Annotated in this window: 21 protein-coding genes; 3 read left to right on the top strand and 18 right to left on the bottom strand. The window is 59.3% G+C overall.

Annotation, left to right across the window (positions count from 1 at the left end; all coding sequences use genetic code 11):
* Positions 1–28 precede the first annotated feature (28 nt).
* Complete coding sequence (gene aroC, locus LUN51_RS03390; RefSeq protein ID WP_277810138.1) at positions 29–1,114, bottom strand: chorismate synthase; 1,086 nt, start codon at positions 1,112–1,114, stop codon at positions 29–31.
* A gap of 17 nt (positions 1,115–1,131) precedes the next feature.
* On the bottom strand, positions 1,132–2,085 hold the full coding sequence (gene prmB, locus LUN51_RS03385; RefSeq protein ID WP_277810137.1) for a 50S ribosomal protein L3 N(5)-glutamine methyltransferase: 954 nt from the start codon (positions 2,083–2,085) through the stop codon (positions 1,132–1,134).
* A gap of 128 nt (positions 2,086–2,213) precedes the next feature.
* On the opposite strand from prmB, the gene LUN51_RS03380 reads away from it, so the two are divergent.
* Positions 2,214–2,804: a Smr/MutS family protein gene (locus LUN51_RS03380; RefSeq protein WP_097023966.1), complete on the top strand. Its 591-nt coding sequence runs from the start codon at positions 2,214–2,216 to the stop codon at positions 2,802–2,804.
* A gap of 48 nt (positions 2,805–2,852) precedes the next feature.
* Here the strand turns inward: LUN51_RS03380 and LUN51_RS03375 are convergent, their stop codons facing one another.
* Together LUN51_RS03375 and LUN51_RS03370 are read right to left on the bottom strand one after the other, a co-directional pair.
* Complete coding sequence (locus LUN51_RS03375) at positions 2,853–3,893, bottom strand: patatin-like phospholipase family protein (protein ID WP_277810136.1); 1,041 nt, start codon at positions 3,891–3,893, stop codon at positions 2,853–2,855.
* 14 nt (positions 3,894–3,907) lie between these two features.
* The gene (locus tag LUN51_RS03370; protein WP_277810135.1) at positions 3,908–4,789 is read right to left on the bottom strand and encodes an alpha/beta fold hydrolase; all 882 of its coding nucleotides are present in this window, start codon (positions 4,787–4,789) and stop codon (positions 3,908–3,910) included.
* Positions 4,790–5,062: 273 nt separating this feature from the next.
* Between LUN51_RS03370 and LUN51_RS03365 the strand changes: the two genes are divergently transcribed.
* Positions 5,063–6,010: an AEC family transporter gene (locus LUN51_RS03365; protein ID WP_277810134.1), complete on the top strand. Its 948-nt coding sequence runs from the start codon at positions 5,063–5,065 to the stop codon at positions 6,008–6,010.
* A 106-nt stretch (positions 6,011–6,116) separates the two neighbouring features.
* Positions 6,117–6,644 (top strand): YgjV family protein, encoded by a 528-nt coding sequence (locus LUN51_RS03360; RefSeq protein ID WP_277810133.1) that lies wholly within the window; start codon positions 6,117–6,119, stop codon positions 6,642–6,644.
* 18 nt (positions 6,645–6,662) lie between these two features.
* Here the strand turns inward: LUN51_RS03360 and LUN51_RS03355 are convergent, their stop codons facing one another.
* The 14 genes from LUN51_RS03355 to LUN51_RS03290 all read right to left on the bottom strand — a co-directional run bounded on the left by LUN51_RS03355 (position 6,663) and on the right by LUN51_RS03290 (position 23,193).
* Entirely contained in the window at positions 6,663–8,252 is a 1,590-nt protein-coding gene (locus LUN51_RS03355) for an ABC-F family ATPase (protein ID WP_277810132.1), read from the bottom strand.
* A 215-nt stretch (positions 8,253–8,467) separates the two neighbouring features.
* The gene (locus LUN51_RS03350; protein WP_277810131.1) at positions 8,468–10,045 is read right to left on the bottom strand and encodes an aldehyde dehydrogenase (NADP(+)); all 1,578 of its coding nucleotides are present in this window, start codon (positions 10,043–10,045) and stop codon (positions 8,468–8,470) included.
* A gap of 45 nt (positions 10,046–10,090) precedes the next feature.
* A complete protein-coding gene (locus LUN51_RS03345) occupies positions 10,091–10,813 on the bottom strand; it encodes a FadR/GntR family transcriptional regulator (protein WP_277810130.1) in 723 nt (240 codons plus the stop codon).
* Positions 10,814–10,862: 49 nt separating this feature from the next.
* On the bottom strand, positions 10,863–12,188 hold the full coding sequence (locus LUN51_RS03340) for an enolase C-terminal domain-like protein (protein WP_347276505.1): 1,326 nt from the start codon (positions 12,186–12,188) through the stop codon (positions 10,863–10,865).
* Positions 12,189–12,220: 32 nt separating this feature from the next.
* Positions 12,221–13,789, bottom strand: coding sequence for a galactarate dehydratase (gene garD / locus LUN51_RS03335; RefSeq protein ID WP_277810128.1), 1,569 nt, complete (start codon positions 13,787–13,789; stop codon positions 12,221–12,223).
* 34 nt (positions 13,790–13,823) lie between these two features.
* Positions 13,824–15,335, bottom strand: coding sequence for a tripartite tricarboxylate transporter permease (locus tag LUN51_RS03330; protein WP_277810127.1), 1,512 nt, complete (start codon positions 15,333–15,335; stop codon positions 13,824–13,826).
* Between the two features lie 12 nt (positions 15,336–15,347).
* The gene (locus LUN51_RS03325; protein WP_277810126.1) at positions 15,348–15,791 is read right to left on the bottom strand and encodes a tripartite tricarboxylate transporter TctB family protein; all 444 of its coding nucleotides are present in this window, start codon (positions 15,789–15,791) and stop codon (positions 15,348–15,350) included.
* Positions 15,792–15,895: 104 nt separating this feature from the next.
* Entirely contained in the window at positions 15,896–16,948 is a 1,053-nt protein-coding gene (locus tag LUN51_RS03320; RefSeq protein WP_277810125.1) for an ABC transporter substrate-binding protein, read from the bottom strand.
* A 48-nt stretch (positions 16,949–16,996) separates the two neighbouring features.
* Positions 16,997–17,920: a 5-dehydro-4-deoxyglucarate dehydratase gene (gene kdgD / locus LUN51_RS03315; protein ID WP_431355556.1), complete on the bottom strand. Its 924-nt coding sequence runs from the start codon at positions 17,918–17,920 to the stop codon at positions 16,997–16,999.
* Positions 17,921–18,129: 209 nt separating this feature from the next.
* Complete coding sequence (locus LUN51_RS03310; RefSeq protein ID WP_097023957.1) at positions 18,130–18,438, bottom strand: antibiotic biosynthesis monooxygenase family protein; 309 nt, start codon at positions 18,436–18,438, stop codon at positions 18,130–18,132.
* Positions 18,439–18,450: 12 nt separating this feature from the next.
* Complete coding sequence (sixA, locus tag LUN51_RS03305; RefSeq protein WP_277810123.1) at positions 18,451–18,936, bottom strand: phosphohistidine phosphatase SixA; 486 nt, start codon at positions 18,934–18,936, stop codon at positions 18,451–18,453.
* Positions 18,937–18,938: 2 nt separating this feature from the next.
* The gene (locus LUN51_RS03300) at positions 18,939–20,009 is read right to left on the bottom strand and encodes an NAD(P)H-dependent glycerol-3-phosphate dehydrogenase (RefSeq protein WP_277810122.1); all 1,071 of its coding nucleotides are present in this window, start codon (positions 20,007–20,009) and stop codon (positions 18,939–18,941) included.
* A 150-nt stretch (positions 20,010–20,159) separates the two neighbouring features.
* On the bottom strand, positions 20,160–21,602 hold the full coding sequence (locus tag LUN51_RS03295; RefSeq protein WP_040242334.1) for an NAD(P)(+) transhydrogenase (Re/Si-specific) subunit beta: 1,443 nt from the start codon (positions 21,600–21,602) through the stop codon (positions 20,160–20,162).
* Between the two features lie 19 nt (positions 21,603–21,621).
* Positions 21,622–23,193, bottom strand: coding sequence for a Re/Si-specific NAD(P)(+) transhydrogenase subunit alpha (locus LUN51_RS03290; RefSeq protein WP_277810121.1), 1,572 nt, complete (start codon positions 23,191–23,193; stop codon positions 21,622–21,624).
* Positions 23,194–23,322 lie beyond the last annotated feature (129 nt).

Raw genomic sequence — 23,322 nt, 5'->3', positions numbered from 1 at the left:
CCGGTCATGCTTGGCTGAACGAAGCGCCTCAGCCCAAACGCGGCGTGGTCACCTCGACATCGGCGTTCTGCGCGCGATGGCGCAGATAATGATCCATCAGCGTCAGCGCCATCATCGCCTCGGCAATCGGCGTGGCCCGAATGCCCACGCAAGGGTCATGACGTCCCCGGGTGACGACCTCCACGGCCTCACCGTGGATGTCGATCGAACGCCCCGGCTGGGTGATGCTCGAGGTCGGCTTGAGCGCCAGGTGCGCGACCAGCGTCTGACCGGAGCTGATGCCGCCCAACACGCCCCCGGCATGATTGGAGAGGAAACCCTCGGGCGTCATTTCGTCGCGATGCTCGCTGCCCCGTTGAGCCACGGCGGCGAAGCCGTCGCCGATCTCCACGCCCTTGACCGCATTGATGCTCATCAAGCCATGGGCCAGTTCGGCATCCAGGCGATCAAAGACCGGCTCACCAAGTCCCACCGGCACGCCCTCGGCGACGACGGTGATCCTCGCGCCGACACTGTCCTGATCGCGGCGCAGTTGATCCATGAAGGCTTCGAGTTCGGGAAGCTTATCCGGATCGGGGCAGAAGAAGGGATTGGTGTCGACCGCCTCCCATTGCTTGAAGTCTATACCGATGGGGCCTAGCTGACTCATGTAACCGCGCACGCGGATGCCCTGCGACGCCAGGTACTTGCGCGCAATAGCCCCGGCAGCGACGCGCATGGCCGTCTCGCGGGCGCTCGAACGCCCTCCACCGCGGTAATCACGGATGCCGTACTTGTGATGATAGGTGTAGTCGGCATGCGCGGGACGGAACTGATCCTTGATCTTCGAATAGTCCTTGGAACGCTGGTCGGTATTCTCGATCAGCAGGCCAATCGGCGTGCCGGTGGTAACGCCCTCGAAAACGCCCGAGAGGATGCGTACCTGATCGGGCTCGCGGCGCTGCGTAGTATGCCGCGAGGTGCCCGGCCGACGCCGATCCAGATCATGCTGCAAATCCGAGGCATCGAGCTCGAGCCCCGGCGGGCATCCATCGATGATGGCGCCTAGCGCTTCGCCGTGGCTCTCGCCGAAGGTCGTGACGGTGAACAACTTGCCAAAGGTATTGCCGGACATTCCGCGCTCCTCAACGATCAGGCGAACGATGCCGCATATTGGTCGAGCTCGACAGCGGTTAGCGCGAATACGCCCTCGCCGCCCCGCTCGAACTCGAGCCACAAGAACGGGACTTCGGGAAACGCCGCGTCGAGATGCCGCGCGGAATTGCCCACTTCGACGATCAACACGCCATCGTCGGTCAAATGCTCACGCGCCTCGCGCAGCATGCGGCGCACGATATCCAAACCATCGTCGCCCGCCGCCAAGGCCAGGCTCGGCTCGTGGCAGAACTCAGCCGGCATGCCCGCCAGGTCGCGCGCGTCCACATAGGGCGGGTTGGAGACGATGATGTCATAGCGCTGACCGACAACGCCGGCAAACAGATCCGAGGTCACCGCGCGCACGCGCTTGCCAACATCGTGATGCACGATGTTGGCCTTGGCCACCGCCAGTGCTTCGGGGCTGATATCGACCAGATCGACCTCGGCCGTGGGCAAGTACAGCGCCGTGGCGATGCCGATGCATCCCGACCCGGCACATAGGTCCAGCACCCGCGTCGGCGCCCACTGGGGGAACCAGGCCGCGAAGCCATCCTCGACCAGCTCCGCGATCGGCGAGCGCGGGATCAGTACCCGCTCGTCGACCTCGAAGGGGTGGCCGGCGAAGAAGGCCTCACCCAGCAAATACGGCAGGGGCGTGCGCTGCTCGATGCGCTGACGCACCAGGCTCACGACCCGACGGCGCTCGATCGGCAATAGCCGGGCATCAAGGACGGCGGGATCGATGTCCCAGGGCAGATGCAGCGCGCCCAGGACCAGCGCCACCGCCTCGTCCCACGCACTGGCCGTACCGTGCCCAAAGTGCAGGCGGTGCGCATTGAATTCACTGGTCGCCCAGCGCAGGCAATCACGCAGCGACACCAGCCCTTCAGCCAGTGACGCGTCGTCGAGGGTCAGCGTGGAAACGTCGGTCGGTCGGGAAGCAGGCACGAAGCATCCTGTTAAGCGGTTCCATGGAATCGGCGATTGTACCCGGAGCGCGCGCCGGTTCACAGTCGTGGACAAGTCGCTATACTGGGTAGCCTTTAAACCGACCGTGCCGCCTGGGGAGTTTCGCCATGAGCCGACGCCGTGGCCAGCCTGACGACGCCGAGATCAACGTGTTTCGTCAAGCGCTGGAAGACGCTGGCGTGCATCGTCTGCATACCAACCGCGCCGATACCGGGCGCCCGCGCCGCCGCGACGACGATGCCGTGGCAGAGCGCCGCGCCGCCGCCACCAGCGCCGATACCCAAGCCCCCACCAGCCGCACCAGTGATGGACGCGTCGAGCCGGTGCGCCCCAGCGAGGCACTGGAATTCGCGGTCCCCGATCTGCCCTACCGGACGCGAACACAACTCAAGCGCGGCAATATCGAATGGGAAGCCGGCCTGGACCTGCACGGTTACACCGTCAGCGAAGCACGCGAGCAACTCGAAACCTTCCTTCACGACGCCCACGGGCACCGCTGGCGTTGTGTGCTCGTGATACACGGCAAGGCCCGCGCATCGCTACTCGGCAAGGACGACGATTACCCGGTCATCAAGAGCCACGTCAATGCTTGGCTGCGCGAATGGCCCGCCGTGCTCGCCTTCTGCTCGGCACGCGATGCGGATGGTGGTACCGGGGCGGTCTATATTCTGCTCCGCCGGCGCGGCGATGCCGTATAATCGACCGCTACCGGCCATGAACAACCCAGTTTCAACTAAATCCACGTTTCAACGCGGCCTGCGCCTGGCGGGCTTCATCAGCGGATGATTCTTGGCTTCAGTCACGTCACCTCCGGTCACGGTCATGTCGCGATCCCCCTCGTAACGGTCGATGGCCTGCGCGGCCAGATGATGCCCCAATTGAATCAGCGCCTCGGCACGGTGAAACTCATAGGCACCGCACACGCTCTTGGGCACCTCGATCAAGATATCGGGGGGGTACCCAGCCACCTTGTATTTGGCTAGCGCCGCCTGGGTGATATCGAATGACGCCAGCATCATGTCGAGCTTGCCCCAGGCGCGTTCGGTAGCCGCTTGCTCGGAGGCATCGCTAACCTCAACGTCTTCCTGGCCGTTGCCGAACATGTGCTGCACACGCTCACGTACGCCGCCCAGCCAGCCGCCGAACCCTTGTCCGCGCGATTCGCGCTCGCGTTCGCGTGCTTCTTCCTGTGCTGCTTCCTCGGGAGGCAGCATTTCCTCAAGCGTCACCTGTCGGGAGGTCTGCGCGGTAGAGTTGACCGCCACTACCAGGTCGGCGTGGACCGCCACGGTGGGAATGATCGGCAATGGATTGAGCAAACCGCCATCGACGAGCACATGCCCATCCAGGTGCACCGGTGTGATGATGCCGGGGACCGCGATGGAGGCACGGATCGCACGCAAAAGCGGACCGCTCTGGAACCAGATTTCCTTCTGTCGATTGAGGTCAGTGGCCACGGTAGTCAACGGGATGCTCAAGTCCTCGATGCGGATATCACCGATCAGGCTCTCGAGCTTGTTCATCACCTTGCTGGCGCGCATCGCCCCCATCGGACTCCAGGTCACATCGACCAGCTTGAGCACATCGAAGTAATCCAACTGGCATACCCAGTCGCGGTATCGATCAAGCTGACCGGCTGCATAAATGCCGCCCACCAGGGCCCCCATCGAGCAGCCCGAAATGGCGGCGATCTCATACCCGCGGGCCACTAACTCATCGATCACGCCGATATGCGTATAGCCCCGAGCGCCACCACTGCCCAGCACCAGCGCAACTCGCTTGCCCATGTCAGCGTCCTCTTTCAAACATGACGCCTCGTCGTCTCATTCGAGTCGGCGACGATGGCATCAGCCACGGCGTCGACGGCGTGCGCTTCGAGATGCAGGTGGTGTCCACCGGGCAGCAGCACACGCGTGAGCCGAGCGATGGCGTCACGGGCCCGTTGGGCGTAGGCACGCTCGGCGAGAATACCCTGCTCGCCTTCGATCAACAGTACCGGGGCTTCAATAGTGCGCAATAGCGACAGCATCTGCTCGGTGGTAAAACGCACCAACGATGGACGCAGCAAGCGACCGTCGGAGCGCAAGCGCACGTGGCCATCGTCTTCCACATCCAGGTTGCGGCGTACCAGAGGCGCAGCCGTATCAGCATCGATGGGCGTCACGCCACCCGCTACGCGCGCCGCAATGGCGGTTGCCTCGTCGGGATAGCGCGGCACCGTGGAACGCGAGCGACGGCGCTGGATCAAGCCCATGCGTAGTTGTTTGGCGGTGTCGTCGACCTCGGTGGTCAAGGTCCCCAAGCCGTCGATCAGCACCAACCGAGCGACACGCTCTGGCATCGTAGCCGCCACCAGACACGAGACAGCCGCCCCCATCGAATGCGCCAGCAGCGGCGCGCACTCAAGCCCCAGGGCATCGAGTGCGTCCAGCACGTCCAATGCATATTCCCAGATCGGGTAATCGCCGCCTTCGGCGCGCGGCTGCGAGCGCCCGTGGCCGGGGAAGTCGATCGCGACGATGCGAACTCCCAGACGCTCGGTCAGCAACGGTGCCAAGCGCGAAAAGCTCTCGGCGTTATCCAGCCAGCCATGCAGCGCCAACCACACGGGCGCGTCGGCGTCGCCCCAGGCCAGGGCCGCGAGGCGTCCATGGGCCAGATTTAGAGATTCGGGTTCGCGCATGAGGACTCCCACAGTTGATCGATCGAGGACCCGCTCGCCACGCCGCCGTCTTCATCGGTCATGGGCGTTTGAAGCGCGGCACTGGGCCTAGCAGGCTAACGGGTTTACCATAAACCTTTTCGTTTCCAAAGCCGACCAAGGAACAAGGAACCCTGCGTGCCAAAATCTCGACCGCCCCGCCCCACTCGCCTGCGCAACACTCTATTTTGGCTCGTCGTGGCCACTGCCATCATCGTGGGCTTCGTACTCGCAAGACAAGGAAACTGATCGCGCATGGACCTGCTGGCCGTTTTCTCGCATACGCTGCAAGTCACGCTACCCGTCTTCGCCATGGTGTTTCTGGGGATCGTTTTCAAACGCATCGGCTGGATCGACGCGCATTTCATTTCCATGGCCTCGGCATTGGTGTTTCGCGCCACCATGCCGACATTGATTTTTCTGAGTATCGTCCGCGCCGATCTGGACGTCGCACTGCAACCAGGGCTAATCGTCTATTTTTTGGGCTTTTCGGTACTGAGCTTCTTTCTCGCCTGGGGCTGGGCCATCTGGCGCTGCCCCCATGCCGAGCGCGGCGTCTTCACGCAAGGGGCTTTTCGCGGCAACTGCGGGATCGTCGGCTTGGCGCTTGCTGCCAACCAATACGGCGATTATGGACTCTCGCTGGGAAGCATCCTGGTCGGCGGCATCATCATCGTGTACAACGTTTTGTCGGCGATCATCCTGGCCTATTATAGCGAAGGCGCGCGCTCGGGCCTCGGCGCGATTCTCAAGCATATCGCCAAGAACCCGCTCATCCTGAGCGTCTTGCTGGCGATTCCCTTTGCGTATTTTCAGATCGACCTGCCCGCATGGCTGCTCACCTCGGGCGACTATTTCGGCGCCATGTCTCTACCGCTGGCCCTGGTCTGCATCGGCGGCACGCTGTCGTTCACGTCCGTCAAGCGGAGTAGCGGCCTGGCACTGGATGCCAGCCTCTGGAAGGTCGTATGGCTCCCCCTTCTCGGCATACTGGGCGCCTTTGCGCTGGGTTATCGTGGGCGCGAGTTGGGCATTCTCTTCCTGTTTCTGGGTAGCCCCGGCGCCGCGGCGAGTTTCGTTATGGCCAAGGCCGCACATGCCAATGCCAAGCTCGCCGCCAATATCATCGTCATCACCACCGTCGCCTCGCTGTTCACCCTTAGCGCCGGAGTGTTCATTCTGAAACTGGTGGGCTGGATCTAAAACCGGCCTCTCACCACGAAGCCGCACCGTATTTGCCAAGGGTTTGCGGCCCTTGTCGCAAACTGCGATTGAGTGAATATGGCAATGACAAGGAGTCAACCGCTTCATGCTTGACAGTTATAGCGCACTCGCTGGGCAATTCTTTGGCGTAATCTCGTTGATACTCTGCCTTCTGGCCTTCTCCAGCAAGCGGGACGAGCGGTTGATGGTACTGTTGCTCTCCGCCAACGTGGCCTTCGCGTTGCAGTTCATCCTCTTCGAGAGCTGGACAGCGGCGGCGCTGACAGTGCTGGTGATCGTGCGCATCGCGCTGGCGCGACGTTACCCGGGTAGTAAGCAGGTAATGGCTGGCGTGCTGGTCGCCAGTGGTGTGGCAGCGCTGTTGACCTGGCAGGGTTGGGCGGACTTGCCTGCCATCGTGGCGATGACGGTGGGAACGGTGGGTATGTTCCTGTTTCAGGGTATTGCCATGCGCATCTGCTTGGGGCTCGCAGCATTGTCATGGTTTCTTAGCCATGCCTTGGTGGGCTCAGTGGGCGGCATGCTGGCCGAGGCGCTGGTATTCGTCACCAACGCCATCACCATTTACCGACTGGAGCGTGCCAGGCGTCGCTACCCACAAGCGTTCGACTAACATTGACGAACGTTGCGTTTAACCGTAAATATCCTGACTGCGCAGATAATCATCATAGCTGCCGCTAAAGTCGACGATATCGTCGTCCTTCATCTCGATGATACGGGTCGCCAAGGAGCCGACGAACTCACGGTCGTGGCTGACGAAGATCAAGGTGCCGGGATAATTCTCCAGCGCCAGGTTGAGCGCCTCTATCGACTCCATATCAAGGTGGTTGGTGGGCTCATCCATTACCAGTACGTTGGGTTTCTGCAGCGCCAGCTTACCGAACAGCATCCGCCCCTGCTCGCCCCCGGAGATCACCTTGACCGACTTACCGATGTCATCGTTGGAGAACAGCATCCGGCCCAGCGCACCGCGTACGGTCTGCTCACCTTCCGTGGTCCACTGTCGCATCCATTCGAAAAGCGTCTCACCGCCTTCGAAATCATCGGCGTGATCCTGGGCGAAGTAGCCCACTTCTGCCGCATCGGTCCATTTCACCTCGCCCGAATCCGGTGTCATTGTGCCCACCAGACAATTCAACAGGGTCGTCTTACCAATCCCGTTGGGTCCGATGATAGCGACTCTCTCGCCGGCTTCGATCTGCAAATCGAAGCGGTCGAACAGCACGTTGTCACCCCACGCCTTGGAGAGTTTCTCGGCGTTCAACGCATGTCGGTGTATCTTTTTGGTTTGTTCGAAGCGAATGAACGGGCTGACGCGTGACGACGGCTTGACCTCATCTAGCTGGATCTTGTCGATCTTGCGTTGGCGCGATGTGGCCTGCTTGGCCTTGGAGGCGTTGGCCGAGAAGCGGCTGACGAATTGCTGTAACTCGGCAATCTCCGCCTTCTTCTTTGCGTTATCGGCATGCAAGCGCTCCCGCGCTTGGGTAGCAGCGGTCATATACTCATCATAGTTACCCGGAAACAGCGTCAGCTCGCCGTAGTCGAGGTCCGCCATATGGGTGCAGACGCTATTCAGGAAGTGACGATCATGAGAAATGATGATCATGGTCGAGCTACGTGAACGCAGAATCTCCTCCAGCCACCGAATAGTATTAATATCCAAGTGGTTGGTCGGCTCGTCGAGCAGCAGCACGTCGGGGTCACTGAACAGCGCCTGAGCCAGCAGTACGCGCAGTTTCCAGCCCGGTGCCACCACACTCATCGGCTGGACGTGCTGCGCAAGAGGAATGCCGAGGCCGAGCAGCAACTCCCCCGCGCGGGCCTCTGCTGTATAACCGTCGAGTTCGGCGTAGCGCACCTCGAGGTCGGCGACCTTCATGCCATCTTCCTCGGACATCTCAGCCTGCGAATAAATACGCTCGCGCTCGGCGGTCACCTCCCAAAGCTCTGTGTTCCCCATTATCACGGTGTCGATTACACGCTCGTTCTCGAACGCGAACTGATCCTGACTCAGCTTGCCGAGCCGCGTGGTGGCGTCCTTCATAACCTGGCCGTTGGTAGGTTCCAGATCGCCACCCAGAATCTTCATGAAGGTAGACTTGCCGCAACCATTGGCACCGATCAGGCCATAGCGGTTGCCCTCTCCAAACTTGACGGAGACATTTTCGAATAGCGGCTTGGCACCAAATTGCATGGTGATGTTGGCGGTAGAGAGCAAAATCGGGGTTCTCGCGGGAAACGGCGTGAATGAAGCGACGGCGGACCCGGCGGTACGAGCCCCAACCTATGTCGAGGCGGCATTGTACGCGCTGGCAACGACCAACGTCAGCGCCATCCTCTAATTACGAACTCTGGTATGTGATAAGCGAACAAAAAGGCCACTCCGAAGAGTGGCCTTGAGTACCTGAAAGGCGTCGTTAGCGACGCCGGGCATCAGCTCTCGCGTTTACCGTCGACCAAACGATCCAGCTTGAGCGGATTGCTCTGCTTGATCGCTTCTGGCAGAAGGCCGTCGGGCAGGTTCTGATAGCAGACCGGACGCAGGAAACGATAGATCGCAGCAGTACCCACGGACGTAGTACGTGAATCCGATGTTGCCGGGAACGGACCGCCATGGTCCATCGCATCACACACCTCGACACCGGTCGGCCAGCCGTTGACTAGAATACGTCCCGCCTTGCGCTCAAGCGTCGGCAACAACTGGCGCGCCATATCGAGGTCGGCATCATCCATTTGTAGCGTCACGGTCAGTTGGCCTTCCAGATGCTCGGCAACCTTCGCAAGTTCGGCCACATCGGCACATTCGACGACCAACGAGGTGGCACCAAAAACCTCGCCCTGCAGCGCTTCGTCACTCAGGAAGTCCTGTGCCGCGGTCACGAACAGGCCAGTTTGACACTGGTTCGGACCTTTGCCTTTTTCTCCTCGTGCCACTTCCTTCGCCTTGCCATTACTCATCAGTGCGCCGACACCGTTCTCGTAGGCTTCATGGATGCCCGGCGTCAGCATGGTCTGCGGCGCACTGCCCTTGACCGCGTCACCAGCGGCCGAAAGGAACGCATCGAGTTCCGGCCCCTTGATCGCGATGACCAAGCCCGGATTGGTGCAGAACTGGCCCGCGCCCATGTTGAGGGAGGCGACGAACGCCTTGCCCATCTCTTCGCCGCGCGCCTTGAGCGCCGCCGGCAGTGGGAAGACCGGGTTGATCGAGCTCATCTCGGCATAGAACGGGATCGGCTCAGCACGCGACTGGGCGGCTTTCCATAAAGCCAGGCCGCCGCTGCGTGAGCCGGTGAAGCCAGCCGCCTTGATGCGAGAATCCGTGACCAGGGCAGTACCCACCTCGCGGCCAGAGCCAAATATCAGTGAGAATACGCCTTCCGGCAGCCCGCACTTCTTGACTGCCGCCTGAATTGCGCGGCCAACCAACTCGCTCGTTCCCGGGTGTGCGGCATGTGCCTTGACGATGACCGGGCAGCCTGCTGCCAATGCGGAAGCGGTGTCGCCACCGGCAACGGAAAACGCCAACGGGAAGTTGCTGGCACCGAAGACAACGACAGGGCCGAGCGCGATGTGGCGCTGGCGCAGGTCGACACGCGGCATCGGCTGACGGTCCGGCAGTGCCGGGTCGACACGAACATCGAGCCATTCACCATCACGCACGACGCGAGCGAACATGCGTAGCTGACCACAGGTACGGCCGCGTTCGCCCTGAATGCGCGCCTGGGGCAGACCTGACTCGGCCACGGCGCGCTCGATGAGGTCGTCACCGAGCGCCTCGATCTCATCGGCGACGGTTTCGAGGAACTTAGCGCGATCCTCGAGCGAGGTCTCGCGGTAGGTATCGAAGGCGCTCCAGGCCAGCTCGCAGGCGTGATCGACGTCCACTTGCGTACCACCCGGATAAGCCGGTTCCAGTGTCTCGCCCGTAGCCGGGTTGACGGCATGAATCACGGCTCCGGTGCCACGCACGGTCTGCTGGCCGATCAATAAACTACCTTCCAGTGTCATGATCTACTCCTTGTGCGGATTAAATACGTATATAAGCAATACCCATCACTCCCGATAGGAGGCATAAGTATTGCTCGCACGGCTCAGATGGTGGCGCATCGCATCGCGGGCCGCATCCGCGTCGCCAGCGATAATCGCCTCGAGAATATCGGCATGCTCATCGGCGACACGCTCCAGATAGCGATGCGTCGCCGCCGTATCGAGTTCAACGGAAAGAAGCTTGGCACGGGGGATTGCGCCCAGATTCAACTGCTCGTACACCGTGGTGAATGCCGGATTATGCGTGGCTTGCGCCACCACGAAGTGAAAAGAGAAGTCTTCTTCCCGTGCCTGGGACTGATGCTGGAACGCCTCGATGAATCGCGCATGTGCCTGACGAAGCCGCTCGATATCCGCCTCGTCGCGCCGCAACGCGGCCAGCGCGGCGGCTTCCGGTTCCAGCGTCAGGCGCAATTCGAGAATCCCCAGGATATCCTCGACCGTGGTCAGGCTGATCCGCTTGGCAGGGTACACTCCCTCCGGCGCGCAGCGGAGCACCCTCGTGCCGATACCGCGCCGCGTCTCGACCAGCCCCAGCGACTTGAGATGCGTAATGGCCTCACGAACGACGGTACGGCTGACGCCGAACATCTCGCACAAGCCATTCTCAGGCGGTAGCTTATCGCCGACGGCGATCTCGCCCGCTGCAATAATCGCCTCGAGCTGCTGAGAAACCTGACGGGACAAGCTCCCTTGCTGGGAGACACGTTTAACGCCAAGTGAGTTCATAGGTCATGTGTCGCTTGCATGGGTATTCACTCATTGTTTATTCAACCATTCAACGTACCAATGCCGGACGCTTGGGATCGAACGCCCACCCGGGAATCAGATACTGCATCGCCATGGCATCATTGCGCTGCGTCACGTCGAGATGCTTATAAAGCTGGTGGGCTTCCATCAACTTTTCCTCGTCCAGCTCAACGCCGAGCCCCGGCGCGGACGGTATCTTCAGCTTGCCATCGCGGATCAGAAACGGCTCCTTGGTGATCCGCTGTCCATCCTGCCAGATCCAGTGCGTATCGATGGCGGTGATCTCACCTGGGCAAGCCGCCGCCACATGCGTCATCATCGCCAACGAGATGTCGAAGTGATTGTTGCTGTGCGAGCCCCAGGTCATGCCCCACTCATTGCACAGTTCGCCGACCATCACCGCGCCCTGCATGGTCCAGAAGTGGCAGTCCGCGAGGGGAATATCAACTGAATTAAGTTGTACGGCATACTGCAACTGTTTGAAGTCGGTGGCGATCATGTTCGTCGCGGTAGGCAAGCCGGTGCGCTTCTTGAACTCCGCCATGGTCTCACGACCGGAATAGCTTTCTTCCTGACCACAGGGATCTTCAGCATAGCTCAACAGATGCTTGACCGGCTCCAGAACACGCACGGCCTCGTCGAGCGACCAGGCGCCATTGGGATCAAGGGTCAGCCGCGCCTCGGGAAATGCCTCGTGCAACGCGCGAATACAGTCGGCTTCTTCTTCACCGCGCAGTACGCCACCCTTGAGCTTGAAGTCCCTGAAGCCATATCGCTCATAGGCTGCCTTGGCCAAGTTGGCAACAGCCTCGGGCGTCAATGCCTCCTTGCGCCGTACTTCATCCCAGGCATCCTGCGGCTTCTCGGTTTTAGGATAAGGCAGATCGGTCTTGTCCGGATTACCGAGCAGAAACAGATAACCCAATGCCTCGACTTCGTCGCGCTGGCGACCGTATTGTCCCAATAGATCCGCCACCGGCATGCCCAACGCCTGACCCAACAGGTCGAACAGCGCGGATTCGATACCAGTGAGTACATGTACCGCCACGCGCAGGTCAAACGTCTGACGACCCCGCTCTTCACGGCCGTTTTTTGCCAAGAGCTGTTTCGTTTGGCTCAGCGTCTTCTTGATGTCAGTGACACGCGATCCCTCGACCAGCTCCCGGCACTGCTCCAGCCCGTTGAGAATACCCGCACTCGAAGGAATCTCTCCCACACCTTTATTACCAGCATCGTCTTCGAGAATGACGATACAACGAATGAACCAAGGCGCATGACCGCCGCTCAGGTTGAGCAGAAAACCATCGTAACCGGCCACTGGAACAATGCGCATGCTTTTGATGTTTGGGAACATTAATCTTGCCTCTTGTAACAGCCTAAAGATGGTCAGGTCACGGGAGCGGGGTTGAACAGCACCAGGTCGTTATAAAGACCAAGCCGATCGGCAGCGACTTGGCGACGTCCACTAGCCACGTCGAGGATCAACTGGAACAATTCCCAACCCATCTCCTCGATAGAAACCTCACCGGTAGCGATACGTCCTGCGTCAAGATCGATAAGGTCATGCCAGCGGTTTCCCAAAGTAGAGTTGGTGGAAACCTTGATCACCGGCGTCATCGGCAGGTTGTAGGGGGTTCCACGCCCGGTGGTAAAAACCTGCAGATTCATACCCGCGGCGGCCTGAAGAGTGCCGCAAATGAAGTCGCTTGCAGGAGTAGCAGCAAAGGTCAGGCCGCGCTTACGTAACCGTTCACCGGGACCGATGACATCGATGATCGGCGAGTTGCCGGACTTGATCACCGAGCCCAGCGCCTTCTCGACGATATTGGAGAGCCCACCCTTCTTGTTACCTGGCGACGTATTGGCGCTGCGATCCGTTTGGCCCTGGGACAAATAGTCGTCGTACCAAGCCATCTGGTCGACCAGCGCCTGGCCGACCGAAGCATCCACCGCACGCGGCGTCAGCAGGTGAATGGCATCGCGCACCTCGGTCACCTCGGAGAACATCACGCTGCCCCCCGCGCGCACGATCAGGTCAGTAGCGAAGCCCACGGCCGGATTGGCAGTCAGACCGGAGAAGGCGTCGCTACCGCCACATTGCATGCCCACTACCAGCTCGGAAACCGGGCAGGTTTCACGCTGGCGCTTGTCGAGACGCTCGAGATGCCGCTCCGCCATGGCCATGATGCCCTCGACCATATCGGCAAAGCTCTCGAAGGACTCATCCTGCAGGCTCAGCACGTTGGCCTGCGGATCGGCGGCCTCGATGTTTTCGTAGATTCTCACCGGCTGATCATCAACCAGAGTAGACGGCTGTAGTTTCTCGCAGCCGAGCCCGATAACCATCACTTCGTCGCCGAAGTTGGGGTTCTGGGCCAGGTTCTTGAGCGTACGAATGGGTATCACCGCGGCCGGCGCATTTATCGCCACACCACAGCCATAGTTATGATTGAGCCCCACCACATCATCAACATTGGGAAACTTGGGCAACAGTTCACTTTTAATGCGCTGCACTACATGATCCACGATACCAGCCACGCACTGCACGCTGGTGGTGATGCCGAGCACGTTCTTGGTCCCGACACTGCCGTCGGCATTACGGAACCCCTCGAAAGTGTATCCCTCCAGCGGTTCCGGCATCGGCGCCGGGCGAGTAGCCAGCGGCAGATCTTCCAGTGCTGGCGGAGTGGGCATATGCAAGTTGGTCTCGTTGACATGACCGCCACAAGGGATCGCCACGGCGGCCGTTCCTATCACCTCACCGTAGCGAATCACCGCATCGCCCTCAGTCAGAGACACCAGGGCGACCTTGTGCCCCTGGGGTACATTCACCGTGAGCTCAATCCCGTCGTCGAGACGCTCGCCAGCGACCAATCCACCCTGAGCGACAGCGACGGCAACATTATCACTGGGGTGAATGCGAATTACCCGAGGAGACGGCTGCACCTGCGTCATAGTAGGGCCTCGTGGCTGTGTAACTTGAAGAAACTCATTGGGTCATCTCCTGGCGGCCTTTGGCGCGACTCTTCAGCCCCATTACCACGGAGAAGGTGACCGAAGCAGCAATCAGCAGCCAGAGCACCACCGCGATGGGACTCTTGGTGAAGAAGATCGAGTAAGTGCCGAAGGATTCCAGGCTCTTGACGAAGTAGACCTCCGCCTGTCCACCGAGAATGAAGCCGATGATCAACGGCGCCACCTCGAGCCCGACTTTCTGGATCAGATAGCCCAACACGCCGAAGATCAGCAGGGTCCAGACATCGAACATGATGCCGTAATTGATGGCATAGGCGCCGACCACGCACATCATCACGATGATCGGATAAAGAATGTATTTGGGTACCAGCACCACCTTGGCGATGTGCTTGATGGCATAGAACATCAGGAAGAACATCACGATGTTGGCAAACACCAAGGCGGTCATCATCACGTACCAGGTGTCGGCGTTCTCCGGGATGAACAGAGGACCGACCTGGATGCCCTGCAGCGTGAAGGCACCGATCAGCACTGCAGTAGTGGAATCCCCCGGAATGCCGAGTGACAACAAGGGAATCAAGGCCCCGCCAGTCAGCGCATTGTTAGCCGACTCGGAGGCGATTAACCCCTGAGGTGCCCCCTTACCCATCTCGCTGGAATCCCGGGATAAATTCTTCTCTTGGGTATAGGCCAGCACTGAGGCGGCACTACCACCGACGCCCGGCAGCATGCCGACGAAGGTACCGATAAAAGAAGAACGCACCAGATTGGTCAGCCGGCCCTTGAACAGGCCGAGGGAGAAACCGCCACCCTTGCCGATGTTGATCTCTTTGCCGGCCAACCCACTCTTCACGCCCTTCTCGGCTTCCAGAAGGATGGTCGCGATACCGAAGATACCAATAAGTACCGGCAGCAGGGAGAAACCCTCGAACAAGTAAGGTTCGAGGAAATCGAACATCAACCGTGTATGACCATTGCCACCGTCGGAGACGCTGTAGGTGCCGATCAGGCTCAGCCAGATACCCAGCACGCCGCTGAAGATCCCCACCAGCATGTTGCGCGACATGGAAGCAATGACGGTAAGCGCCAGCAGGATGATCAGGAACTTCTCCACATAGGAGAACTTGATCGAGAACTCGGCAAGCAGCGGCGCAAACAAGAAAAGGATGGCGGCACTGATCAGGCCACCGACCACGGAGGCCACCACGCTAACCCTCAGGGCGCGCTCCCCTTCCCCCTTCTGGGCCATGGGATAGCCATCGAAGGTCGTGGTGATCGAGGACGGCGTGCCGGGAATATTGAGCAGCACGGCCGGCACCATGCCACCTGAAATACCCCCTACATAAAGACCCAGTAGCAGCGCCAGACCATGATGAAGCCCCAGGGCATAGGTGAGCGGCAGGCACACCGCCACGGCCATGGTCGCGGTCATCCCTGGGATGGCCCCGAAGATGATACCGATCAAGGCGCCCATGGCCGCCAGCAGGAAGAAGGTGATATCTAGTAACGACAGGATATCCAACATGGAAAGACTCCGCTACGGCAGGGTGATCTGGAATAGCTTGGCGAGGATGAACCACGCCAGGCCCGGCGCCACGAGGGCATTGATGACAGCCGTGATGACCTTACGCTTAGTCTTGGTGTGCATGTACATCATCGACATCAAGAAAACGAAAGCCATCGAGACGAACAGAAAGCCGTAGCCCGTATAAGGAAAGAGGTTTCCGACCACCGCCATCAGATAAAAATAGGCGGCAATTAAGGCAATAGAGCCAAAGAAACGAAATTTATCCATGGACTCGCCCAGGATTGGCAACGTTTCTTCTCCTCGCCTTACCGCCGCGAGGAAAGGCACCACTTTGAACACAAGGATCAGAGCGAAAAGCCCTCCCATCAGCCAATTGATGATATGAGGAAAAAACAGGTGAGAGGTCTCGAAATCAATCGAGACACTAAGCAAAGATGTCAGACCTGATTCCATAGCGGCTCCGACAAAGGCTTTCGCCAAGAAAGCTTTTCATAATGACTATAAAGGTTAAACGAGAATAACCGCCGGGGAGATACCCCACCGGCGGCTCAACTCAATCACTTAATGTTTTCAATAATGTCTTTATAAGTAGACATTTTCTCTTTCAGATATTCCTCAGACTCACCGGAAGATTTGAAATTGGGAATAAAGAACGACTTCTGCTGAGCCTTTTGAATTTCTCCTTCGTCATATATTTCAGTTAGTGCTTCATCGATCTGGTCGACGATGGCCGGATCCATATCCTTGTTGTAGAGGAAGAAAAATTCCTTATCGAAGGTGAAATTCTTGTCATCCCCCATGGTTACGTTAACGTTGGGTTCAACGTACTTCAGTAATTCTTCGCGAGATGTTTTACCCAACCCTTCTTCAGGTGCTTGCTTGATCGTATCGTGACGTGCAGTTAGCCACAGAAAACGCATCGATTTCTGGTCGTCTTCTGGAAGGCGTGTGTACTGCTCGTTGGCTTGAACGGTACCGTTGATCATATCCGCCTGACCATCGAAGAGCTGCTGGTTCTTGTCCGCCTGAGAACCGGTATTGACGGCGACTAGATTGTCTTCCATACCCGGATGCTCGATGCGGATAGCATTCTTCAAGGCGCTAAACCCAATCTCCGAAACGCCCCCTGGCTGGATGGCCACACGCACTTCCTCACCGTTACCTGCAGCCTTAATCACATCATTCAGGGTCTTATAAGGAGAATCCTTGGGCACCAGATAGGCATTACCGGGGTTGATGGCAACAGTCGGTCCGATAGTGTATTTCTCGAAGATATCGTCATATCCCTCGACCCCATAAAGGTGACCGAGGTAGGACTGGTCATGGAAGATCATCAAGGTATTGCCGCGCGAATCCCGGTCCAATGCACGAAAAGCAGCGCTAGCGCCGACGGCATCTACCTTCATATTAAGATCAAGATGATCGGCCAGAGCATCGACGACAATATTAGAATTTTGGTAGGTATCGCCTCCTGTTGAAGTCGAGCCAATCACCACGCGCACATTGCCACGCAGCGGACCGTCAGCAGCCATGGCGGCGGCACTACCGAAGGTCATGCCGGCCATCAGGATGGAGGTTCCGAGTGTTTTGGAAATGCTGGGCATACTCATGTTTCACCTCTTAGCTGTCATTATTGAGAGTGAGCAAATATCGGGCCTTTAGAAGCCCTTGGCAGTTTCAATCAGGTTTTCTAATTGCTTTAGTTCATCTGGCGCAGGCATGACCAACGGCGGCCGCACATCCCCTGCCGGCATACCGATGGCGCCCGCTCCTGCCTTGACCAAGCTGACTGCGTACCCTTTCTTGCGATCACGCAGATCGACGAAGGGAATAAAAAACTCTTGGGTAATCTTCTTTACCGTGGCGCTATCCCCCGCGCGCAGGGCGCGGTAGAACTTCAACGCCATATCAGGTACGAAGTTAAAAACGGCGGATGAGTAAGTGTTGACACCGATGGATAGGTACGCCTCGGCGAAGATTTCGGCCGTCGGTACGCCTCCGACGTAAACCAGACGATCGCCGACGGTCTTGACGATCTTATTGAGCAGTTGCATATCGCCCTTGCCGTCTTTCAGCCCGATCAAGTTAGGGCATTTATCGGCAAGCTGTTGGACCGCCGGCGCTTCGAGTACGCCATTGCCACGGTTATAGTAAATGACATTGATCGGGGTACTGTCACAGATCTGGCGAGCATACTCGACCAGCCCTTCTTGCGGGCATTCGGTCAGATAGGGAGGCATCAGCAAGATGCCGTCAGCACCTGCCTCTTCCGCCACATTGGCAAAGGCTTTGCCGCTTTCCACGCTCAACCCAGCACTCGCGATGACCGGCACCTTTCCGCCGACTTCATCGACCGCGACACGCACAATATGACGAAACTCATCCAAAGAGAGGTTGAAGAACTCACCAGTCCCCCCTGCCACGAAGATGGCGGAGATATCATGGCTGACAAACCATTCAAGCCGTTTCCGATAGCTCTGTTCATCGAAATGACCTGCGGAGTCGAAATCCGTTACCGGAAAGGAAAGCAGACCATCGCCAACCGCCTCTACCGTTTTTTCTTTGGAAAAATGCACCGTCATCCCCTCGCATCTGTCTTGTTGAGCGTGATGACATAAAGACCTTATGTCATACATCATACAACCAGGAATATAGGCAGAGAGGAGTTGTCACACAACATCGACATTGGTCGATGAAACCAAGGTATAAAAAGCAAGCGTGAGTATTGAATAGGAGGCAGTAGGGAGCCACCGCTACCAGGGGCAAGAAGTAGCGGCAGGTACTAGCGTGATCAGGCCTCGGTTCCCTCGACGATCTCGAATTGCTCGAGGCCGCCACCCTCGGAAAAAGCCTCGGCGGGCATGGGATTGGCATGCGCTTGCTTGAAGTCATCACTTCCCACCCAGGCGCGGAAGGCATCCTGGTCTTCCCATTCCGTCTCGACGAGATAGGGAGCCTGATTGCCCTGAGGCCGCAATACTCGCATGGCTTTGAAGCCAGGCTGCTTGTCGACCTCGCTGGCGCGTTGCTGAAACCGACGCTCGAATTCGGCTTCATACCCTGAATTGACGAAAACGCGGTTGATGACGATAAAACTCATCCGTTCCTCTCCTTAGCCAAGCAGTTCACGCGGCGACTGCCAGTGTTTGAGCGTCGCGCACCCTGCGGCCCAGACATCGGCTTCCAATGCGGCGATAGCGGCCGTCGGCATGGGCTGAGACGCACGCACATCGCCCTCGACCAGCCGCCCGACCAGTGCGCCGACCAACGGCATGTGGCTGACCAGCAGGCACGGCGTATGCGCGACTTCTTGCTGCAACCAGTCGATGAGAGGCTCCAGCGGATCATCCGGAGTGATGATCGGTAGCGTTTCGACAGGGCGTTCCAAGGACGTCGCCATCCACTGCGCAGTCTGCTGAGCACGTCGATAGGGGCTGGCGACGATACGCAGTGCCGCGCGCACGTCATTGGCGAGCATGCTGTCCAGCCATGTCCCCATGGCACGCGCTTCCGCCTCGCCTTGCTTAGTGAGTGACCGCTCACTATCCGGCATCCCTGGCACGGCTTCGCCATGACGCATGATATAAAGGTTCGACACGCTCAAGTCTCCTCTGCACCGGGTTCCATCCGACGCGCCTCGAATACATCCTGTCGTGGCAGGACGAACTCCACGTCGCTGCTCTGCTCTTGCTGCATGAGCATTTGTGCCATCTGCCGCGCCGGCACGCCGTTGAACAGCACTTGGTAAAGTCCTTCGGCCAAGGGCATATAAATGTCTTCACGACGCGCTTTCTCGCGTACCAAGCTGACAGTGTTGACGCCTTCCGCCACCTGGCCCAGTGACTCGATGGCTTCCTCGAGCGTCTTGTTCTCTCCCAGCGCGAACCCGACGCGGTAATTGCGCGAGAGCTTCGACGAGCAGGTCACGATGAGATCCCCCACGCCCGCCAGCCCGATGAAGGTCAGTGGATTGGCGCCCAGCGCCACCGCGAAGCGGCTCATTTCCGCCAGTGCCCGCGTCATCAGCATGCTGCGCGTGTTTTCTCCCATACCAAGCGCCGCCGCCATGCCCGCAGCGATGGCATAGATGTTTTTCAGCGCACCGCCCAATTCGACGCCATAGCGGTCGTTGCTGGCATAGACGCGGAAATAGTCGCAGCCAAGCGCCGATTGCACCCGAGCACGGGTATAAGGATCGTCGCTGGCGATGACCGTCGCCGTGAGGTGTTTGTCGGCAATTTCGGAGGCGAGATTGGGCCCCGAAAGCACGCCGATATGGGGGAAGCCGGTCTCCTCCTCGAGGATCTGGCTCATCAGTTTGAAGCCTTCCTCCCGGATCCCCTTGGTGGTGCTGACCAGAATTTGCGAAGGCTTGAGCCACGCCCGAGCCTGACGGACAACGGCGGAAAAGGCACTCGAGGGAATCGCGATGAAGACCACCTCGGCATCCTGTAGCACCGCACGCATATCGTCGGAAGCGACCACCGAGGGATTGATGGCGTAATTCGGCAAGTAGCGTGGATTGCGATGCTCACGGTTGATCTGCTCGATCAAGGCCGGGTCGCGCAACCACTGGCGCACACGGGCTCCATTGTCAGCGGCAATACTGGCGATAGCGGTGCCAAAGCTGCCGCCGCCAAGCACGGCGACTTGAAGACGTTCGTCGGTCATGGACGTTTCCTGGTGGCCTGCGAAATGACGCCATTGTAGCGGACCTGACGTGTCACGCACGCCTGATCATCGTCTGCCTGCAAACGACGACACCGCCCGTGGGCGGTGTCGTCGTACTACTCGCTCTGTTCCTGCCAATCAGCAGGCCGATTAATCAATCATCGGCAACAAGGCATCGATGCTCGATTTGGCGTCGCCATACAGCATACGAGTGTTTTCCTTGAAGAACAGCGGGTTCTCGATGCCCGAGTACCCCGTCCCCTGGCCACGCTTGCAGACGAAGACCTGTTTGGCGTCCCATACCTTGAGCACCGGCATACCGGCGATGGGACTGTTGGGGTCTTCCTCGGCGGCAGGATTGACGATGTCATTGGAACCGATGACGATTACCGCGTCGGTTTCGGCAAAATCGTCGTTGATCTCGTCCATCTCCAACACGATGTCGTACGGTACCTTGGCCTCGGCCAGCAGTACGTTCATATGTCCCGGCAAACGCCCGGCAACCGGATGAATACCGAAGCGCACGGTCTTACCCGCAGCACGCAACTTACGGGTCAACTCACTGACCGCATTCTGCGCCTGCGCCACCGCCATGCCATAGCCGGGCACGATGATCACGCTATCGGCATCATTGAGCGCGCTCGCCACGCCACCGGTATCGATGGCAATCTGCTCGCCCTCGATCTCCGCGGCCGGCCCTTTGCTACCACCGAAGCCACCCAGAATCACATTGACGAAATTGCGATTCATCGCCTTGCACATGATGTAGGACAGAATCGCCCCTGAAGAGCCTACCAGCGCCCCGGTCACGATCAGTAGATCGTTAGAGAGCGTAAAGCCGATGGCTGCCGCTGCCCAACCGGAGTAGCTGTTGAGCATCGACACCACCACTGGCATGTCGGCGCCGCCGATGCCCATGATCAGGTGGTAGCCGATGAAGAAGGCCAACAGGGCCAATAGCAGCAGTGTCCAGAAGCCCGCACCGTTGAGGTAGGCGATTGCCAGCAGAAGCGAGGCGATCGCAGCCCCAGCATTGAGAAGATGGCCACCCGGCAATTGGCGTGGTTTACCGTCTACCTTGCCTGCCAGCTTGCCGAAGGCAATCACCGAGCCGGTGAAGGTCACCGCACCGATGAATACGCCCAGTACCACCTCGACCTGCAGGAAGGTCAGCTCTGCCGGCGTCTTCTCGGCCACCAGCGCGGCGAAGGCCGAAAACCGCTCGCTGGCGTCCCCGGCGAACTGCGCGGCCATGACACGTCGACGTTCCAGGTCAGCATTGAAGCCGATGAACACCGCCGCCAAGCCGACGAAGCTATGCAGCGCCGCGACCAGCTGGGGCATTTCGGTCATATCGACCTTCTTGGCCAGATAGACGCCGATACCAGCGCCGATCACCATCATCGGGATCATCCACCAATAGCCGCCCACATTGGGGCCGAACATGGTAAAGACCACCGCCAGCCCCATCCCCACGATGCCATACCATACGGCACGCTTGGCCTTTTCCTGATTACTCAACCCTCCCAGCGAGAGGATGAACAATACACTTGCCGCCACCGCTGCGGCGGACACCAATCCTTGACTCAACATCGTCTTTTCTCCGCCGCGTTTAGGATTTCTGGAACATGGCGAGCATCCGGCGCGTCACCAGGAAGCCACCCACGATATTAATGGTGGCAATCAGCACCGAAATGCCGGCCAACAAGCCTACCAGCCAACTGCCCGACCCGATCTGCAGGACCGCACCGAGCACGATGATGCCCGAAATGGCATTGGTCACCGCCATCAATGGCGTGTGGAGCGAATGGCTGACGTTCCAGATCACCTGGAAACCGACGAAGCAGGCCAGCACGAAAACGATGAAGTGCTGCATGAAAGACGCCGGCGCTACCAGCCCCAGCAGGCCCATCACCACGCCACCGGCCACGAGCATGCCTATCTGACGTTTGGTCTGGTCGAGAAAGGCGGCGTGCTCGGCGGCTTTCTTTTCCTCAGGAGTGGGTTCCTTGGGTTTCTCCTTGGGCGCCGATTGCCCGATGGCCTTGACCTTGGGCGGCGGCGGCGGAAAGGTGATCTCGCCATGATGCGCCACGGTGACGCCACGAATCACGTCGTCTTCCATATCGTGAACGATCACGCCATCCTTTTCCGGCGTCAGATCAGTAAGCATGTGACGGATATTGGTGGCGTAGAGCAACGACGCCTGCGTCGCCATGCGCGAGGGGAAATCAGTATAACCGACGACCACCACGCCGTTGTCGGTGACGATACGCTCGTCAGGGACAGTGAGGTCGCAGTTCCCCCCCTTCTCAGCCGCCAGGTCAACGATCACCGACCCCGGCTTCATGGCATGGACCATGTCCTCGAGCCACAGCTTGGGCGCCGGCTTGCCCGGGATTAGCGCAGTGGTGATGACGATATCCACCTCGGGCGCCTGCTCGCGGAAAAGCGCCAGCTGCTTCTCGCGAAACTCAGGACTGGAGGGGGCTGCATAACCGCCAGAGCCCGAGCCATCCTGGCTGTCCTCGAAGTCGAGGAACAGGAACTCGGCGCCCATCGATTCGATCTGTTCGGCGACTTCAGGGCGTACGTCGAAGGCACGCACCACGGCGCCCAGGCTGGTCGCGGTGCCGATGGCTGAGAGCCCAGCGACGCCCGCCCCCACGACCAACACCTTGGCCGGCGGCACCTTGCCCGCCGCCGTGACCTGGCCGGTGAAAAAGCGTCCGAAGTGATTGCCAGCCTCGATAACCGCCCGATAGCCGGCAATATTCGCGGTGCTGGAAAGCGCATCCATCTTCTGCGCTCGAGAGATCCGCGGCACCATGTCCATGGCCATGACCGTGGCACCGGTCGCCTTGCAACGCTCGAGCAAGTCCTCGTTCTGAGCCGGCCAGAAAAACGCGATCAGCGTCTGGCCCTCGCGCAGATAGCCGACCTCCTCTTCGCTGGGCTCGCGTACCTTGATGACCACCTCGGCGGTGGACCATAACGCATCGGCCCCCTCGACGATCTCGACGCCAGCGTCACGATAGGCGGCATCATCGAAGCCCGCGGCAAGGCCGGCTCCGGATTCGATGACACACGTATGCCCGAGTTTTTGAATGTGCTTAGCACTTTCCGGCGTCAGCGCCACGCGCGCCTCGCCCTGGGCACGCTCCCTGGGAGCCCCAATTCTCATGCCGCACCTCCTGTTTCGTGTCGGATGGCGCCTTGCCAGGCACCGCTTACCATATATTCGGTGATGTTCATCCTTGACTCCTTGCTCGTCGCATAGGGCTCTCCACCATGAAATCTTGTGTCATGTCGG

The sequence above is a fragment of the Chromohalobacter canadensis genome, from assembly GCF_029544075.1.
In the GTDB taxonomy this organism is placed as follows: Bacteria; Pseudomonadota; Gammaproteobacteria; order Pseudomonadales; family Halomonadaceae; genus Chromohalobacter; species Chromohalobacter canadensis_A.
This window is presented reverse-complemented; position numbering and strand designations above follow the sequence as displayed.